Raw genomic sequence first — 17,734 nt, 5'->3', positions numbered from 1 at the left:
ATTCGTATCAAGATAAAAAGGAAAAATCATGAAAACACTACAATTTACTCTTTTTCTTATACTGATAGCGGCTTGTGCCAGTCAGCAAAACATTCAAATTAAAGCGACCGACACTGTTGATACCGAAGATAGCGTTTCTTACGAACTTATCGTGTTGGATCCCGGTTTTGAATCCTGGTTCTTAACATACAGTAAACCCAGCTGGTACCATTCGCAACAATATTACGAAACATGGAACGAGCAGTATGTCAATGCCTGGAACTACAATTCCATTTGGCACCGGAATGCACGATTACTGGACGGACAAATTGACTACAACCCGCAAATTGATTATGGATTGGACATCAACCACAAGCTATTCTATTATTTCCAGTATGTTGAGAATGAGCTAAAAATACGGATTTTATCCAATAGCCCGCGAGCTATTTAGTCTTTGCAAGAAAAAGCCAAATACTGCGTTACTCTCGGTTTAAAAACGGTCATTTACGAAAGTAAACTCCCTGATTTTTAAAACCTCGAAAGCCTTGCCTTTAAGGTTTTCTTATCAAAGATTTTAGTTTTGAAGTTTTTATTGCAGACACTATTTAAGTCGGTTCACAAAAAACCTTAGTTGGGTGTCGTGCATATTTTCCGACCTGATGGGTGGCACTGGAAGCTTGGGAGCTGGCACACCATTCACGAAAAAGGTATTTCCAAAGTATACATGCGCCTCGTCCCACAGTCCTTGATCAATGAAAGATTGTATCAAAAACTGCCCCCCTTCGACAATGACCGACTGAATATCTCGTGCATACAGCCAAGCCAACAACTGCGGTAAAATATTGGTGTCAAAATCGATGCGGATATACTCCAAATTGGCTTTCGAGTCGATCTTCTCTTCTGTAAACACGACTGTTGGCACACTTCCATCTTTCAGGTTCAGGCTTTCAGCCAAGCGGTTTTTCCGATCAATCAACAAACGCAAAGGCTGCTTCCCAACCCACTCTCTCACGGTCAACGACGGATTATCCTTCAGAGCCGTATTGGTGCCCACCAAAATGGCATCTTCTTCAGTGCGCTGTTTATGCACCTGCCGACGCGACAGCTCGTTACTAATCCACGTGGGCTGTCCAAAGGTCTGTTGAGCACGATCAATATCCAGAAATCCATCCAGCGTTTGAGCCCACTTCAAAATCAGGTAAGGCCTTTTTTTCTGATGAAAAGTAAAAAAGCGCCGGTTTAGCCACAAGCATTCTTCTTCCAGCACGCCAAGCTGAACTTCAATACCCGCCTTCTCCATCTTTTCAATTCCTTTTCCGGCAACCGCAGCAAACGGATCAATTGATCCAACGACAACTTTTGGAATCTGATGCTCAATAATCAGGTCGGAACATGGAGGAGTTTTGCCGAAGTGAGCACATGGTTCCAGGCTCACGTACAAGGTGGAAGTTTTCAACAAGACTTTATCCTTAACCGAACGGATGGCATTTACCTCAGCATGCGCCTCGCCACATTTTTGGTGATAACCTTCGCCAATAATTTTCCCTTCATGAACCACAACACAGCCAACCATGGGGTTAGGCGCAACACTTCCAGCTCCAAGTTGGGCCAGTTCCAAACAGCGGTTCATGTATTTTTCGGCGGTGTTCATCGGGAAAAATTTAACTTTGCCAAAAATACAAATAAATGCAGGCAAGCATCAAGTATATCCGAAAAGAATTGGCCGGAGTGTATCCCAAAGAGGAGATTGAAGGTTTTGTGCGATTGCTTTTTCAACATTTGAAGAACTATCAACTGACTGATTTGCTGATGAAAGCTGATGAGCAACTTTCACCGGAAGAAACCGAGCAGATCAAAACCATTGTTGATCGTTTAAAACAACACGAACCTGTTCAGTATATTCTGGGTGAAACGGAATTTTTTGACCTGCCTTTTCAAGTCAATCAACACGTACTGATTCCGCGGCCTGAAACCGAAGAACTTGTTCAATGGATTCTGAATCAATATGCCGGAACTTCTCCAACCATCTTGGATGTAGGCACTGGCAGTGGATGTATTCCAATCAGCCTGAAACACAAACTCCCAGAAGCAAATATTTGGGCTTGCGACATCTCAGAGAAAGCACTGGAAACAGCACAAGCCAATGCTCGGCTGAACGATACCGAAGTCCATTTTTTTGAGATGGATATTTTGCATCCACAACTTCCGGAGGCTTTTCCTGCCCTGAATGTTTTGGTGAGCAACCCGCCTTATGTTACCGAATCAGAAAAAGAACAGATGCATCCCAATGTCCTGGAGTTTGAGCCATCAGGAGCCTTGTTCGTACCCGATCATCAACCCTTGCTTTTTTATCGGGCCCTAGCCGACTTTGCAAAAAAGCACCTGAGCCAAACGGGAAGCTTGTTTTGGGAAATTAATGAAGCTTACGGCGAAGCATGTATTGCGCTGTTAAAAGAAAAAGGCTTTTCAAACGTTCAATTAAAAAAAGATATCAACGGAAAAGATCGCATGATTTTTGCAACTTGTTCCACGATTTAAACTCATTTTGAATATGAAACGAAGAACATTCATACATACCAGCTTACTTGCCACCGGAGGCTTATTTTTTCAAGCGCACGGAAAAGTCAAAAAAGCCCCAACCAAACTTGCCAGTATTCGTGGTGGAAGCGCAACAGAAATGCTCGACCTGGCCATTGAAGCCATGGGCGGACTCAGCAAATACATCAGTCCCGGGCAAAAAATTCTGGTTAAACCAACCATGCGCTGGAACCAAATGCCGGCAAGCGGAAGAAATACAAACCCGGATTTGTTAGGCTTGTTGGTTCGTCGCTGCTACGAGGCCGGTTCACGAGGAGTTTACTTGTTTGACCAAACCATTGATCCCTGGACGAAATGCTACAAAAACAGCGGTATTGAGCGTGCCGTAAAAGATGCCGGCGCCAAAATCATCCCGGGCGACAAAGAATTCCTGTACCAACCGGCTAACATCCCGGGCGCAAAAGTATTGAGCGATCCCAAACTTCATCAGCTGGCTCATGAAGCAGACCTAATCATCAATGTCCCTGCTGTTCAAGAATTGGCAGATGGAACTTACTTTGGTGCGTTTCAAAATATGCTGAATTTGATGTGGAATTATCAATCGGAGCAACAACAAGCTGAAGCCATCCTTGACCTCCTTCGTTTTAAAAAGCCAACGCTCACCTTGGTTGATGCCTGCCAAGTTCCCGGAAATGATACCATTCATGACTACAAAAGCCTATTCCTGTCGACCGATATGGTAGCGGCAGAAGCTTATGCAGCCAAACGCCTGGGCATTGATCCAACCACACTTAACTACCTGAAACTAGCACAACAAGAAAGCTTTGGACAAATAACGCTTGCCCCGGAAAACATTCGGAGTATTGTCTTGAAAAACAGCAAGTCCTAAAAGACAAAAACAACTTATTCTAAGAAGAGATCTTTTGCACGACCAAAAAAGAAAAACAGCCAGACCGAGGCAAGAAATCAAAATCTATGGTTCCGTGTTTCGGTCTGACCGAGGCTTTTCGCTATCTTTGTCTCAACACCATCGGATTTAAACCAACAGCGCACCTTGAAAAAGTTTTTTCGAAATAGCTTTCTCCTGTTCAACCTGCTTGCCATCGCAGGACTACTCGTCAGCTACTTGGCAGTAAAAGTCAGCCCGGCAAGTTGGTCAGTTCCAGCTTTCTTTGGCTTAGCTTACCCTTACTTCTTGTTAGCCAATATTTTATTCATCCTGTTTTGGTTATTTGTAAAAACCCCATTTGCCTTGCTCTCCTTTCTGACCATTGCCTTGGGATACAACCACCTCACCCGCTATTTCCAGTTTGCTGGTAGCGAGACAAAGGATGATGGTATTCAGCTGTACAGTTACAATGTCAAAAACTTTTACGGCGAAGAAGATCTTCAACGCAAAGAGGTTGCAGCTCACATTTTAAACTTTCTTAAGGAAAAACAGCCCGACATTTTATGCCTCCAAGAGGTCAATTTATACAAACAGAAAAGCTTTCCAACTCGTCCGAAGAAGGACAAAGAATCACCATTTTTTCGCTATGTGCATGTTAGTAAAAAGGGCGGACAGACCAGCTATTCCCGTTATCCGATCATCCATAAAGACGAAGCCCACTTTGAAGGCTCGTCCAATATGATCCTGATTTCGGACCTGAAAATTGACGATGACACCCTGCGCCTGTTCAATTGTCACCTGCAAAGCTACTACTTCTCAGATGCCGATATCAAGTCGCTGGACTCATTGTCATTCAACAACCAGGAAGAAAGCTATCAGAAGGTAAAATACACCGGCTCAAAACTGAAGCAAGCGTTTATAAAACGAACCGTACAAGCCGAAACACTGCATCAGCTTATCAGCCAATCGCCTCACCCGGTGGTGATTTGCGGTGATTTTAACGACACGCCTGTTTCATACACCTATCACACCGTTACCCAAGGGCTGCTGGACGCTTTTGTGCAATCGGGAACAGGAATTGGAAATACCTATCTTGGCAAGCTGCCTTCATTCCGAATCGACTACATCTTGCATAGCCCGGAGTACAACAGCTTTAACTTTCACATTGATAAAGTTGCTTATTCCGATCACTATCCGATCAGTTGTGTCCTCATCAAGAATGATCAATAAAGTTTTTTTCGCTTTTGCAGAAAGCGGTAGAGCACCTGCTTAAAATCGGCATTGATATCAGCTTCAACCAAGTCAATATGATATTGACCACATTTCACCTTCAAGTTTTCGAAATAAGCACGAACCGCCTTTTGGTAATTTTCGCGTAGCTCGTGAGGCGAGAATTTCAATTGTTGTCCACTTTCCAAATCCACAAACCGATACGGCCGGTTTTTAAAATCAAATTCCCGCTCCTGTTTGTGGTCTGTCACATGAAAAAGAATGACCTCGTGTTTATTGTACCGCAAATGCTGCAGGGCTGAAAACAGCTCATCCTCCTTCCCTTCATCCATCATATCGCTAAAAACAATGATGAGCGAGCGTTTATGCACCTGCTCTGCGATTTGGTGTAAAGCCTCAATCGTATTGGTGGTTTTTCGCAGATCCTCTTTGCTACTGGTTAACAAACCGGCCAGCTTGCCATACAACAACTCGGCATGCACCGACGACAAGCGGTTTTCTGAATGAAATTCAATATGATCTGAAAACAAGGTTAAGCCAACCGAATCCCGCTGCTTACGCATCAGGTACATCAAAGCAGCAGCACTGTACACCGAAAAAGCCAACTTGTTAAACAAGTTTTTTTTGCCTTTTTCGTACGGAAATAACATGGACGACGAAGTATCGATCACCAACTGGCAGCGTAAGTTGGTCTCTTCTTCATACTGCTTCACATACAAGCGATCCGAGCGGGCAAACAATTTCCAATCGATGTGCTTGGTTGATTCGCCCTGGTTGTACTGGCGATGCTCAGCAAACTCAACTGAGAACCCATGAAAAGGACTTCGGTGCAGGCCGGTAATAAAGCCTTCCACCACTTCTCGGGCAATCAATTCTAAATTATCGAATTGCTGAAACTGTTGAATGTCAAACAGGTTATTCATGCACACCATTCTTTTAAAAGGCAGCCTCCGTAAATCAGTTCATTTAAACGATTTCCCAACAGACGGCAGACCACCTACAAAAATAACCAAACCCTTTGCTTTAACAAGCCAGGTCCAGAGCAAAAAGAAAGCCCCAATTAAGCCGATCCCCACAAACCACTACCAAACGCTCTCAAAAGTTCATCCAGATTTGTTTCAAGAAGCAGTCTTTTCTATTTTTGAGCCATGGAAACCATCGAAAAAAGTACTTGCCAGAAAGTTGGCTATCTGCAAAAGCCGCACGGAATCAAAGGAGCATTATCTTTGATTTTTGAGCCGCAATTTGACCTCAGTTTGGAAAATGAACCCATCCTCTTTTTAGAGATTGACGGCTTGCTGGTTCCTTTTTTCTTTGCCGAAGAAGGCATCCGTTTCCGTTCTGGCGAGTCAGCCATTATTCAGCTCGACTGGGTCAACAATGAAGATGAGGCCCGTAAACTCTCAGGTCTATCGGTTTTCATCAAGCTAGAGGATGTGGTTTATCCGGAGGAGGAGCTTTCGCTTCATCACTTGGTTGGCTTTAAACTACACGACGCACAACTTGGCTTGATTGGCCCCATCGAGAAGGTGGAAGATTACGGAGGAAACCTCCTGCTATTGGTGCACTACCAAGGCAAAGAGGTGATGGTTCCATTCAACGAACAACTGCTCATCAGTTTCGATGAGCAAGATCAAAAAATCGTCCTTCAATGCCCCGAAGGAATCTTTGAGCTGGACTAAACACAGCCAAGAATTCATCCCATATAGAGACAATACGCAAACTGTTTTCTCGTTTGCCAACTGCAACGTTTTTAAATTTGTAGTGTCTTTTACTAGTAGCAATTGATGTAGAAATTAAAAATAACAGACTATGAAAACAACATTCGCAACACTAATAGCAGCACTTGTTATGCTGGTGTCCTTTCAGGCTAAAGCAGAAACTGAAATCCGGGAACTTGCGTCCTTCTCTGAAATTTCACTGCGCATCCCAGCCAAAGTTTACCTGGAACAAGGCAAAAAGCAATCTGTAGAGATTGTAGCCAAATCTTCTACCATGGACGAAATAATCACTGAAGTCAAAGGGCGCCAACTGATTATTCGCTTTGCTGCAAAAAATTACCTTTGGAAAAGCTTCACCCCTGGGAAAATCGAAATTTTCATTACCGTTCCCGAGATTGATGCAATTGCCTTATCCGGCTCCGGCGATATTATCAACGACGGACCAATCGAATCCCGAATCCTTGACCTATCAGTTAGCGGGAGTGGTGATATTTTGCTGGATGACCTAAAAGCCAACCGAGTAAAGGCAAGCATATCAGGAAGTGGCGACCTCGAAATTGATGGTAACGGAGAAGCTGACGACCTGATGGTTACGCTTTCGGGCTCTGGAGATTTTAATGGCATTGGATTTAAAACCAAAGATGTCAACGTTAAAATCGCCGGATCAGGAAACGCCAGTGTTCATGCAGAAAAAAGCCTAACAGCCCGTATCGCCGGCTCTGGAAACATCACCTATAAAGGCAACCCGCTGGTTGATCAAGGTATTGTCGGATCTGGCAAAGTCAAAGAATACTAAAAGTAAAATGAGGCAAGCATTCGATCTTTATTCGATGCTTTGCCTCTTTCTTCTCCATTCAACCGAGCAGTTCAAATACACAACGGAGTTGTTGAAACACTTAACCGACAACTTGAAACTCAAAAAAGAGCAATTCAAACACTAAACCGACCAGTTGAAACACTCAACCGAGTCATTCAAACACGATTCTTTCTAGTTGAAATACAAGACCGAGTACTTGAAACACAGCTTTTTGACTAAGCCAAGCCTTTTAAGTACTTTTTTTAGCATTTAAACCTCTCCCTTAGCTATTTCAATACAAAATTCGCTATACCAAGAGTTCCCGATGAGTATTTAAAGGACCGAGTTTGATTCACTAAGAACTTTATTTATAGCTTCCTAAGATTTCCGAAATCATTCAACTGCTGGAAGCACTTTCCCAACTCCCTGGGTTGATCTTTTCATGCATGATTTGTTATTATCAGCAATTTCTCAAGAGACTCCAAGTCTCCCGATCAATAAAAAACTCCTGTAGACTAAGCCTTGTTTTTAGATACAAAAAGAGCTTATTGAAACGTCCCTGAAGTAAGTCAAAGACTGCCTTCTTATGGGATCGCATCAATAAGCTCTTTTCAATTTATCGTGTCGAAAATCTTATTTCTCGATGCTGATTTTCTTTACTGATTTTTCGTTCAGACTAAAGGTTTTCATAACGGCATCCAGGTTATTGACATCAATGGATTTTGTAGCAACAAAGTCAGCAGGCAAAACGGCAATCCGAAAAACCTGATTATCAGTTTCCGCCGGTAAAAGTTCGCCAACTGTTTCCTGAATAAAGATATTTACATCTCCCACCGTATAATCGAAATTGTACTGGATCACCCCGCCATCCTGGAAAACAACGGTTTGAGGCAAAGGACGCCATACATCAAGTAGCTCTCCTGTTGTTGATTCAACCTGATCCCAAAGGATATAAACCATCACAATATCGGTATTATACATTTTAAAATCATCTGGAAATGGGAAAAACAGGGCATAATCGTTCGCCTCAGAGAATGTCCCTTCAATCTCAAACAGGTATCCATTCTCTCCGTTCAGACCATCTTCACCATCAAGTCCGGGAGGTCCCGGAGGGCCAACAGGTCCTTCACAAGCAGCAAATACCGCCAACGAAACCACCAATAAAATTCGTGTAATTGTTTTCATACGCTTCATTTTTTATGCCAATCAAGAATGCCCTCAGCTTGGACAAAAATCCTGATTCGCGTTATACTTATTCTTTTTTATTCTGATTTGTTTCTGAACAAAACAAGATTGATGCCAGAAGTTTACATCCAAACGCAAAAAGCATCAAATTATTCTATTAACTCACGATATCGACCAGCCGAATATCGAACGACAAAACCGCATAAGGCGGAATTTTATTGCTTGTTCCTTTGCGCCCCCAAGCCAGATCCGAAGGTACCCAAAACTTAAAACGGCTTCCTTTTCCCATCAGCTGCAACCCTTCCTGAAGGCCTTCAATTAACTCCTCCACCCGCACTTCATCTGGTTCGTTTTTTCGGTAAGTATCTTCCAAGATGGAGCCATTCAGCAGCAAGGCCCGCTGATGAATAAGCACCGTGCTATACTCGTCGGGCCTTGGCCCCTCCAGTTCTTCCACAATTTTATACTGAAGGCCACTCGCCGTTTCAACAACCCCTTCCTTTTGGGCATTCTGTTTCAAAAAATCTTCACCCGTTTTTTGGTTGTACCCAGCCGAACTTTTGCTTTTTCCTCTTTTCTCTCGTTTTGCCACAATCTTTTTTTCTCAAAAATAAGAATAGTTTATTAGTCCTTAAACGAAAGGCCTTCCTCTTATGTTGCTTTTACTTTCCAGCAGCCTCAAAGGCATAGTCGCCAAGGATCACCGACCACTCGCCACCCAATGAACATTCATAAAAAGACCTCCCCCGTTTTCCGGAAGAGGCCTGTTATGAGTTGTCTTATGCTGAAAATTCGATTTAGCTTCCGCTGAAGTCAATGCCTTCAAACAACATGGATGGAATTTGCCAGGATGAAATCGGGTTCGGATCATTTCCAAGTTCCGCCAAGCTCATCCATAAGCTTTTCATGTTTCCACTGATGTTCATCTCGGAAACCGGCTGAATAATTTCTCCGTTTTCAACAAGGAAACCATCAATACCGTAAGAGAAATCACCGGTTGAGCCATTGGTATTTCCACCGTTGAAGCCGGTCACCAAAATCCCCTTCTTCATGCCTTTTACCATACTTGCCAAGTCCTTGTCTCCAAGTTCAAAAACAAGGTTGGAAGTATCGCCAGTGGTTGGTTCCATCTCCAGTTTCCGGGCATAGTAAGTGTCAATAAAATAGGTTCCCAGAACGCCTTTATCAAAGACAGTCCGCTTTTTAGCTGCCAGCCCTTCACCATCAAACAACTTCGAGCCAAGTCCTCCAGGGATGAGCGGATCATCAACCAAGCTTAACTTCTCCGAAGCCACTTTTTTACCCAGCTGGTCAATCAGGAAGGAATTCTTTTGCTGAATGCTGTAGCCGTCAAGCGCACTTAACAGCGGATAAAACAGGCGCGATACGGCTCTGTTTTCAATCAACATGTCGTATTTCCCCGACTTAATTTTCTCCTGCCCAATCTTTTTTAAGGCACGCTCCAAAGCCAGACTTCCAATTTCCGATTTTTTCAGTTGATCGAAAAAGATCGCACGTTCGTACCAACCTTCACTTGGACGGGCATCGCCACCATTAACCGAAACCGAAGCCGACAAGCTAAAGCTGCTGTTCTTGGTTTCACCTTCAAAACCATTGCTGGTTACCATCAGGCGGCTGTTGGTATTGTCCGAGTAGCTGGCTGATACCGAAATAATCCGCTCGTCCTTTTCAAAAGCTTCCTTCTCCACATCAAAAGCCAATTTCACTTTTGTTGCCGGATCAACCTTGTCATAGGACGGATCAACCGTGCCGAGCTCCTGCCCGTTCCCCTGGTAATACAAAGCCGGATCAGGCAATTGACGATACGGGTCGGGCGATAAATATTTGGTTCCGGCAATAGCCTGCTCAATAAAATGAGCCAGCTCTTGCTTATCCAACCGGTTTGTCCGGTGCGCAGAATATTTCTGATCGACAAACAAGCGCACACTCAAACTACTCTGAATGGCTTCTTTGAGTGTATCAATTTTTTGTTCCCTGACATCAACGGTACTGCTTTTACTTTCCGAAATAACAATACTTGCGGCATCAGCACCACTGTCCAGAGCATGTTGCATGGCCCACTTGGCCAAGTTATATTTTTCTTCTTGTGTCATTTTCGTTCATTTTTTCAGGATGATTCAACTTGACTAACTTACACCTCCAACAGTCAGTTTTTTCACAAGCACAGTTGGTAAACCACAGGTCACAGGAACCGACTGTCCGGATTTTCCGCACGTCCAGGTTCCATTATCAATTTTATAGTCGCTGGCACACATGGTAATATCCGCAAGTGCTTGCGGCCCGTTTCCAATAATGTTGATGTCTTTGATGGGCTGCGTCAGCTTTCCATTTTCAATCAGGTAACCCGACTTCACGTAGAAGGTAAAATCACCAGCACCAATCTTCACCTCTCCATTACTGAAGTTATCGACATAAATTCCCTGCTTCACATCGCTGATAATATCTTCTCTGGAATGAGGACCTGTCTCCATGTAAGTTGCCCGCATACGTGGCAGCGGCACATGGCGGAACGACTCCCGACGTCCGTTTCCGGTTGGATCAACCTGGTAGTGGCGAGCACTAATCCGGTCATGGATGTAGCTATTTAAAATACCGTCTTTCACCAAATAGGTTTTTTCCGAGCGGTTGCCTTCGTCATCCATATTGATAGAACCTCTGTTCTCGGCCAAGGTGCCATCATCAACAATATTGACAAATTTCTCAGCTACCTTCTTGCCCATTTTATCGGCAAAAATTGAGGTTCCCTTGCGGTTAAAGTCTGCTTCAAACGTATGCCCAATGGCTTCGTGTAACAGAATACCAGAACCACCAGCTCCCATCACAACAGGCATTTCACCTGCCTTGGGTTTCGTTGCATCAAAAAGCAAGGCGGTCCGATCAACCACCTCATTGGCCAGCAAATCCACAACCTCTTGGTTTAAAAACTCAAAGCCTTTCCGGAAGGAACGGGCGGAATACGAGTTTTCCAGCTGGCCGTTTTGCTCCATCACACAAACAACGCCCAAGCTAACCATGGGGCGATAATCGTAAGTTAATACGCCCTCTGAACTGTAAAACATCACATAAGCGGATTCATCGTTCAAAAAAGCATTGACTTTCGAAACACGAGAATCTAAATCAAACACCTGATCATTCAACTTCTGAATAAAAGGAATTTTCTCAGGTACGCTGACATCTTCCCATGACTTATTAATGGTATAATAGTTGGCCGGCATCGCCTCTTTGATTTCCTGTGCTGACACTGCCTGGCTGCCACTGGCAATATTCGCTGCCGTATTTGCGGCTTTCAGCATGGCTTCGGGCGTGATTGTCTCCGAATAGGCAAATCCGGTTTGATCACCTTTCAATACCCGGATTCCCACTCCAAAATCGATGTTGGAGAACGCACGATTCACTTTCCCATCTTCCAAGCCCAAGCTATTCACAATCTTGTGCTCAAAAAAGAGGTCAGCATAATCGCCACCTTTACTCAGGGCTTTTTCGGTTACTTTCTGCAGCAACTTTAAATCTACCCCAAAATGCTCCAGGTAAGCCTGAATTTCTGCTGAAACAGAAGCTCCCTGACACGACTGGACAAAAGCAGGCAAAAGCATACTTCCTACCACAGCCGAACCGGAAGACTTAAGAAATTTTCTTCGGTCAATGTTTCTCATGTCGAATAAAATTTATCTGGTTGTAAGTTTCTATTTGATTTTTTTTTGAAGAACTACTTTGACGTTTGTATGTACTCTGTCTTTAAAATTACGCTATATCTATTTAAAAAAGGTGATTTATGCTTTATAAAATAAAGAATCCCGGTCAATAAAAAAGGAACTCCTCAAAAAACAAACACCCCTCCTAAAACAAGACCAAAACAATAAAAACTAATCAACAAAATAGAAGCACCCCTCTAAAAACAAATCACTACACTACTAAAAATACCAAAAAACCAAAAACACCCCCATAAAAGAGGGGATGTTCATGAAAAATCAAAGTCCTATGTAAATTTTACATTAACTTTTTACAAAATGTCGTCTCAAGATTCATTTTTAAAACATTCCGACCTACTTTTGACATCAATTCAGAAAGGAAACTGATATTTAACTTATAAATTGTAACAAAATGAAGGCAAAATTGGAGTATATCTGGTTGGATGGCTACCAACCAACTCAAGGCCTAAGGGCTAAAACCAGAATTGCAGAAAACTTTAGTGGAAAATTAGAAGATTGTCCGATTTGGTCATTCGATGGATCTTCTACTCGTCAAGCAGAAGGCGGCGCTTCTGACTGTTTATTGAAGCCCGTTGCAATTTATCCAGATCCAGATCGCAAGAACGCATATTTGGTTATGACCGAGGTATTGAATGCCGACGGCACACCTCACGCTTCAAACGGACGTGCAACAATCATGGATGAAGACGAAGATTTCTGGTTTGGATTTGAGCAGGAATATTTCCTGATGGATCCTTCAACCAACCGTCCTCTTGGATTTCCTTTAAACGGCTATCCTGAACCTCAAGGTCCATACTACTGTGGTGTAGGTGCAAAATACATGTTTGGACGCGAGATTGTGGAAGAGCATTTTGACCTTTGCCTGGAAGCCGGATTAAATGTAGAAGGAATCAATGCTGAGGTTGCTGCCGGACAGTGGGAATACCAAATTTTTGCTAAAGGTGCGCACGACGCAGGAGACCAAATCTGGGTATCTCGTTTCCTTCTGGAAAGAACAGCTGAGAAATATGGTGTTTACGTAGAGTGGCACCCAAAACCACTTGGCAAAGACGTTGACTGGAACGGCTCTGGGATGCACGCTAACTTCTCCAATAGCTTGATGCGTGACTCAGGAGGCAAAGAGGTTTTCACCTCAATTTGTGAAGCATTTGGTGGCGACAACATCAAAAAACACATTGCTGTTTATGGTGCATACAACGACGAACGTTTGACAGGAAAGCACGAAACAGCTTCAATCCATGATTTTAGCTATGGTGTATCAGACCGCGGTTCTTCAATTCGTATTCCTGTAGGAACCGTTGAAGATGGCTGGAAAGGACGTTTGGAAGACCGTCGTCCTGCTTCAAACGCAGATCCATACCGTGTTGCAGCAGTAATTATTGAAACTGTTCACAGTTCACAAAAATAAGATTGACACTTTTATTGCAAAAAGCTGCTCTGAATAGAGCAGCTTTTTTTATTTCCACCCCTTATCAAACCAAGGGATTCTGTATTTTTGTGGGCTAAAATTCGTGCCATGACACCAAATCAACTTCAAATAAACCGCCAGCTCTTCGAGGACACCCCCCATTCGCCAGCCCTAATTGATATTGTTGGCGAAGATCAACTACCCCATGTCATCGACTATTGTTTCATAGCGAATCCGTATTACCCGACAACAGCTATGCTTGAAGAGCTGCAGGCCAAGCTTCCCTCGCTGCTCAAAGCCTACCCTTCAAGCAATCCCGAATTGGCCCGACAAACACTCGCCAGGGTTTTAGAAGTTAACAGCGAACATTTACTATTGGGAAACGGAGCCACCGAACTGATCACCCTGATTGAACAGCACCTGATCGGCGATTTAGCCATCCCCATTCCTACATTCAGCGAGTACATCGATAAACTGACCGATTCTGGCAATGCCCGTTTCTTTCAACTTAATCCAGAAGAGAACTATCAACTGAACTTGAAAGAATACGCCCAGTGGATCAAGGCCAACAAACTGGAGGCAGCCCTAATTATTAACCCCGAGAATCCAACCGGACAACTCCATTCAAAAGAAGAGCTCACCGATTTTTTAAACGAAGTGCGTCATTTGAAAATGGTTTTGCTCGATGAGTCATTCATCGATTTTGCTAACGAAGCCATCCCGAGCCTTCTCGACCAAGTTACTAACTACAACAACCTGCTTATTGTTAGAAGCATGAGCAAACACTGCGGAGTGCCCGGATTGAGGCTTGGCTACTGCTGTACTTCCAACACGAATTTTTTACAGACACTTCGCCAGGCAATGCCGATTTGGAACATCAACTCGCTGGCTGAGTTCTTTCTAAACCAGCTGCAACAAACCAATGCCATTTACCATGAAACAAGATTGCGGGTCATTCAGGATGTGCGCCAACTTTACCAACAATTGCAAGAAATCCCGGGCTACGAAGTTTACCCCACAGGCAGTAACTTTATTCTTCTGAAAATTGAATTTGGAATGACGGCTACCGAACTTCAAATGTGGCTCCTGGAAAACAAAGGGCTTTATGTTCGTGACTGTAGCAATAAAATTGGCATCGACCGGCAACACATTCGGGTGGCATCGCAGGGACAAGAAAAAGACCAGCCTTTAATTGAAGCTCTTCGGGAAATTTCTCAGGCCTATGTCAAAACGTCACTTTAAGGCAGTTTTTCAGTAGGGAAATTATAAAAACGCTGGGTTGGATAAGCCAAGTCGATATCCGCTTCCTTAGCAAATGCCTGTAAAATATCTTGCCAGATTTCGTTTTCCATCATTCGCCTTTTTCGTGGATCACATAAAAAACGAATCGTCAAGGTCACCCCATATTCCTGCCGAACTTTCACATAAACGATGGGCGTCAGGTGCTGATAAAAGATCATGTAATTTTTACTGGCCTCAATAATTTCGCGCTCAGCAGCTTTGCTAAATCGCTGTGCATGCCTGCTTGCGATCGTATCGAGCAAGCCTTTTGCCTTTTCCCAGTTACTTTCAAAAGTGATGCTTACCGCCAACTCATCCCAAATATACTTGAATCCAGAACTATAATTAGCCTGAGCATCCAAGAAAACCTTACCACAAGGAATATGAATAATCCGCCCGGTACTCTGGTCGGCATCCACCCAATTTCCCACTTCCAAAATAGTAAACTGAAAAAGCCGAATATCAATCACATCTCCTTTGTTCTCGCCAATTTGAACCCGATCGCCAATAGCAAAAGGCTTACGCAAAACAATGAAAAACCAGCCGGCAATATTGGTCACCGGATCTTTCAGCGCTATTGCCAATCCCGCTGAGACTAAACCCAAAAAAGCCCCTAGCTGCCGAAAAGCGTGCAACCAAACAGTACTTACCAACACGAGACCAAGAAAAGGGATAAAAAACGACAACGAACGTTTCCACTGATACCTAAGCTTAACATTCTCCGTCCGCCTCCAAACAATTCGCAGGATTAGCATCCGCAAGCCCCACAGTAGGAAAATAATGACAACAGATACAAATAAACGATTCAGCGTACTGGAACTTAGCCCGGTGTGTGTCTGAAAATAGTCGATAACTCGCTCCATAGCCAGAAACTTTTCAAAGATTTTTCTGGAAGATACAATATTGGTCGCGAAAGCAAAAGAACTGAAGTCAAATTCAAGCTTCGGAAGCAAATCACCTCATGAATGAGAATGAAGATTAAAAACTGGCCACCGAACCACAAACATAGGTTGGAATGATCCCCGTTGAACGGATTTTCATTTTTGCATTTTCGGGCAAGGTATTCCCCGACAGGACCAAAACCGTATCCATCCCAAATTTATTCCCCCCAATAATATCTGTAAACAAGGTATCTCCAACCATCAGAACATCATCGCGGGTCATTGGCTGCCGGGCACAAGCTTTTTCATAGGCAAACATGAACATCTGCGCATCGGGCTTCCCAAATCGAATAAAATGACGCCCTAAGATTTGCTCAACCATATCCGAAATTCCACCAATAGCGATGGCTATATCGGTTCGATTAACCGGGTAATTCACATCGGTATTAGCAACAATCACCGTCATGTTCTTTTTGCGCAACAGGTTGATCACCTTGTTGATATCATCATTCCAGTCGAAGCCCTCGTCATCCAGAAACACCAGGCATTTAATGTCATCCACATCTTCCAGGTTCAGCCTATTTATGGACAGAGTTTCCAAGCCCGCTTTTTCGATGTAATGAGCCGACTGCTCGGTCCCCAGGTAAGCTACCCGCCCCGATTTTATTTTGAGCTTCAGCCAATCGTGCGCTAACATGCCTGAGGAAATAATCTTATCCGTTGTAATCCCCACCATGCCTTTATCTTGATACACCTGAGCCAAAGCCTCCGGACTCCGGGAAGCATCGTTCGTTAAAATGTAATAATCAATTCCTTGCTCATCTAAAAAGTCAAAGGTATTCTCCACTCCGGGAATAATTCCCTTGTGATTTTTCAACACCCCGAAAGCATCGAAAAAGACTGCCTTGTAATTGGTTACGATACTCCGAAAATCCTTCGTCTTCATCTTTCTAAATTTTTAATGCTTTCAATATTTTATCGACATTATAATTGGTCTCAATCGCCGGAATATAAAGATCGTAAGCCTCCTTCTGTAACTTACGGGCATAGGAAGGCAAAAAGAAGTGGGTTCCATCTTTAACCACATAATTCAGAATAAAAAAGCGGTACGCTTCTTTGATCAGCCTCACTTCAGCCTCATTGAGCGGAAAAATCCGATGATACTCCTTTAAAAACATGATAAAACGATCTTCCATCAGCGGATCAATCAGGTAACTAAAAACAGTTCGATCGCCCACGTCGGAAACAACCCGGCTGAAAAAGTAAAAATCCATCACCCGCGAGGAGGCTCGAAACCAGTCATAGTCCCAACGGGAGTAAAACTTACCATCGCCACCCACCGAAAAGTTTCCAATATTCCAATCGACAAAAACCGGAATGCTCTCAATTTCTGTTGAATAGTTCACCCTGTCAGCCTGATGCAAGAACTCATCACACTGACGCATAAGCAAATCTTTTTGCTCCTGCGTGGCACAAAACTTCTCCGTCCTCAGGTTTTTCATCAACCGATGAATATCTGTAACAACCGTTTTTGAAGCGCGAGGCAGTTGATTGCTAACATTGGAACACGCTTTATGAAAGCGAGCCAGCTCACGCCCCAACTTACGAATGTGTTTCCCCTCAAGCCTGCGCGGCATCCGATGTTTAATCTTAATTGGGTTATAAAAAACTACCCAGGCACAGTTCTTCTGCTCGTAGTAGCGATAAATAAACAAGTCATTGCGCTTCACCAGCGATTTTGCCAGGAAATTCTCATACGGAGCTTCCAAATTATTCGCCAGGTTATTAATGATGACATGGTCCTCTTTGAAATGCTCAAAGTTCCCATAATCGGACAGTTTGGCGAACACTGGCTGGCGTTCGAAAAATGAAATTTTATACACATGATTGGTTGACACATGTGCGCTAACATCAAAAATACCTTTGATTTCGTGGCGGTCATCAAACTCCTCCCAAGCTTGCCGGATGATCTGAAAATAATCAAGCGTTTGCATAATTTGTTCTTCTTTATTCAATCGTCACTACCCAAAAGTAAGCAGAAATCAATATTTTTAATCATCCTCAGAATCCTTTTATTTGCAGATCGCCAAAATCT

General features: G+C 43.4%; 17 protein-coding genes. 8 read left to right on the top strand and 9 right to left on the bottom strand.

What is annotated here, in order from left to right; genetic code table 11:
* The first annotated feature begins 28 nt into the window (after window positions 1-28).
* Window positions 29-430, top strand: a complete 402-nt coding sequence (locus BM156_RS03200) for a DUF6146 family protein (protein WP_093918365.1) — start codon at window positions 29-31, stop codon at window positions 428-430.
* A 150-nt stretch (window positions 431-580) separates the two neighbouring features.
* Here BM156_RS03200 and ribD read toward each other — a convergent pair whose 3' ends face one another.
* Window positions 581-1,630: a bifunctional diaminohydroxyphosphoribosylaminopyrimidine deaminase/5-amino-6-(5-phosphoribosylamino)uracil reductase RibD gene (gene ribD, locus BM156_RS03195; RefSeq protein ID WP_093918364.1), complete on the bottom strand. Its 1,050-nt coding sequence runs from the start codon at window positions 1,628-1,630 to the stop codon at window positions 581-583.
* Between the two features lie 35 nt (window positions 1,631-1,665).
* On the opposite strand from ribD, the gene prmC reads away from it, so the two are divergent.
* From prmC to BM156_RS03180, 3 genes are all read left to right on the top strand, one after another.
* Entirely contained in the window at window positions 1,666-2,517 is an 852-nt protein-coding gene (gene prmC, locus BM156_RS03190; RefSeq protein ID WP_093918363.1) for a peptide chain release factor N(5)-glutamine methyltransferase, read from the top strand.
* A 13-nt stretch (window positions 2,518-2,530) separates the two neighbouring features.
* A complete protein-coding gene (locus BM156_RS03185; RefSeq protein ID WP_093918362.1) occupies window positions 2,531-3,406 on the top strand; it encodes a DUF362 domain-containing protein in 876 nt (291 codons plus the stop codon).
* Window positions 3,407-3,571: 165 nt separating this feature from the next.
* A complete protein-coding gene (locus BM156_RS03180; RefSeq protein ID WP_170846844.1) occupies window positions 3,572-4,636 on the top strand; it encodes an endonuclease/exonuclease/phosphatase family protein in 1,065 nt (354 codons plus the stop codon).
* Here BM156_RS03180 and BM156_RS03175 read toward each other — a convergent pair.
* Entirely contained in the window at window positions 4,630-5,559 is a 930-nt protein-coding gene (locus tag BM156_RS03175; protein ID WP_093918360.1) for a DUF58 domain-containing protein, read from the bottom strand. The genes BM156_RS03180 and BM156_RS03175 overlap by 7 nt on opposite strands.
* Before the next feature lie 225 nt (window positions 5,560-5,784).
* On the opposite strand from BM156_RS03175, the gene BM156_RS03170 reads away from it, so the two are divergent.
* Window positions 5,785-6,318 carry a ribosome maturation factor RimM gene (locus tag BM156_RS03170; RefSeq protein ID WP_093918359.1) on the top strand — a complete coding sequence of 178 codons (534 nt, stop codon included), beginning with the start codon at window positions 5,785-5,787 and terminating at the stop codon, window positions 6,316-6,318.
* Window positions 6,319-6,448: 130 nt separating this feature from the next.
* Window positions 6,449-7,153, top strand: a complete 705-nt coding sequence (locus BM156_RS03165) for a head GIN domain-containing protein (RefSeq protein ID WP_093918358.1) — start codon at window positions 6,449-6,451, stop codon at window positions 7,151-7,153.
* Window positions 7,154-7,786: 633 nt separating this feature from the next.
* Here BM156_RS03165 and BM156_RS03160 read toward each other — a convergent pair.
* From BM156_RS03160 to BM156_RS03145, 4 genes are all read right to left on the bottom strand, one after another.
* A complete protein-coding gene (locus BM156_RS03160) occupies window positions 7,787-8,338 on the bottom strand; it encodes a hypothetical protein (protein ID WP_093918357.1) in 552 nt (183 codons plus the stop codon).
* Window positions 8,339-8,495: 157 nt separating this feature from the next.
* Window positions 8,496-8,930, bottom strand: coding sequence for an FKBP-type peptidyl-prolyl cis-trans isomerase (locus BM156_RS03155; protein ID WP_093918356.1), 435 nt, complete (start codon window positions 8,928-8,930; stop codon window positions 8,496-8,498).
* Between the two features lie 205 nt (window positions 8,931-9,135).
* Window positions 9,136-10,452 carry a TldD/PmbA family protein gene (locus tag BM156_RS03150; RefSeq protein ID WP_170846843.1) on the bottom strand — a complete coding sequence of 439 codons (1,317 nt, stop codon included), beginning with the start codon at window positions 10,450-10,452 and terminating at the stop codon, window positions 9,136-9,138.
* Window positions 10,453-10,485: 33 nt separating this feature from the next.
* The gene (locus BM156_RS03145; protein WP_212733393.1) at window positions 10,486-12,012 is read right to left on the bottom strand and encodes a TldD/PmbA family protein; all 1,527 of its coding nucleotides are present in this window, start codon (window positions 12,010-12,012) and stop codon (window positions 10,486-10,488) included.
* A 448-nt stretch (window positions 12,013-12,460) separates the two neighbouring features.
* Between BM156_RS03145 and BM156_RS03140 the strand changes: the two genes are divergently transcribed.
* Window positions 12,461-13,477, top strand: a complete 1,017-nt coding sequence (locus BM156_RS03140; protein WP_093918355.1) for a glutamine synthetase beta-grasp domain-containing protein — start codon at window positions 12,461-12,463, stop codon at window positions 13,475-13,477.
* Window positions 13,478-13,585: 108 nt separating this feature from the next.
* On the top strand, window positions 13,586-14,719 hold the full coding sequence (locus BM156_RS03135; protein ID WP_093918354.1) for a pyridoxal phosphate-dependent aminotransferase: 1,134 nt from the start codon (window positions 13,586-13,588) through the stop codon (window positions 14,717-14,719).
* On the opposite strand, the gene BM156_RS03130 is transcribed toward BM156_RS03135, so the two are convergent.
* From BM156_RS03130 to BM156_RS03120, 3 genes are all read right to left on the bottom strand, one after another.
* Window positions 14,716-15,621, bottom strand: a complete 906-nt coding sequence (locus tag BM156_RS03130) for a mechanosensitive ion channel family protein (RefSeq protein ID WP_093918353.1) — start codon at window positions 15,619-15,621, stop codon at window positions 14,716-14,718. The genes BM156_RS03135 and BM156_RS03130 overlap by 4 nt on opposite strands.
* Before the next feature lie 115 nt (window positions 15,622-15,736).
* On the bottom strand, window positions 15,737-16,585 hold the full coding sequence (locus tag BM156_RS03125; RefSeq protein ID WP_093918352.1) for an HAD-IIA family hydrolase: 849 nt from the start codon (window positions 16,583-16,585) through the stop codon (window positions 15,737-15,739).
* A 4-nt stretch (window positions 16,586-16,589) separates the two neighbouring features.
* A complete protein-coding gene (locus tag BM156_RS03120; protein ID WP_093918678.1) occupies window positions 16,590-17,633 on the bottom strand; it encodes an aminoglycoside phosphotransferase/kinase family protein in 1,044 nt (347 codons plus the stop codon).
* Window positions 17,634-17,734: the final 101 nt, after the last annotated feature.

The sequence above is a fragment of the Sunxiuqinia elliptica genome, from assembly GCF_900113005.1.
Classification (GTDB): domain Bacteria; phylum Bacteroidota; class Bacteroidia; order Bacteroidales; family Prolixibacteraceae; genus Sunxiuqinia; species Sunxiuqinia elliptica.
Note: the sequence above shows the minus strand (reverse complement) of the source record. Positions and strands in the feature narration are given on the sequence as shown.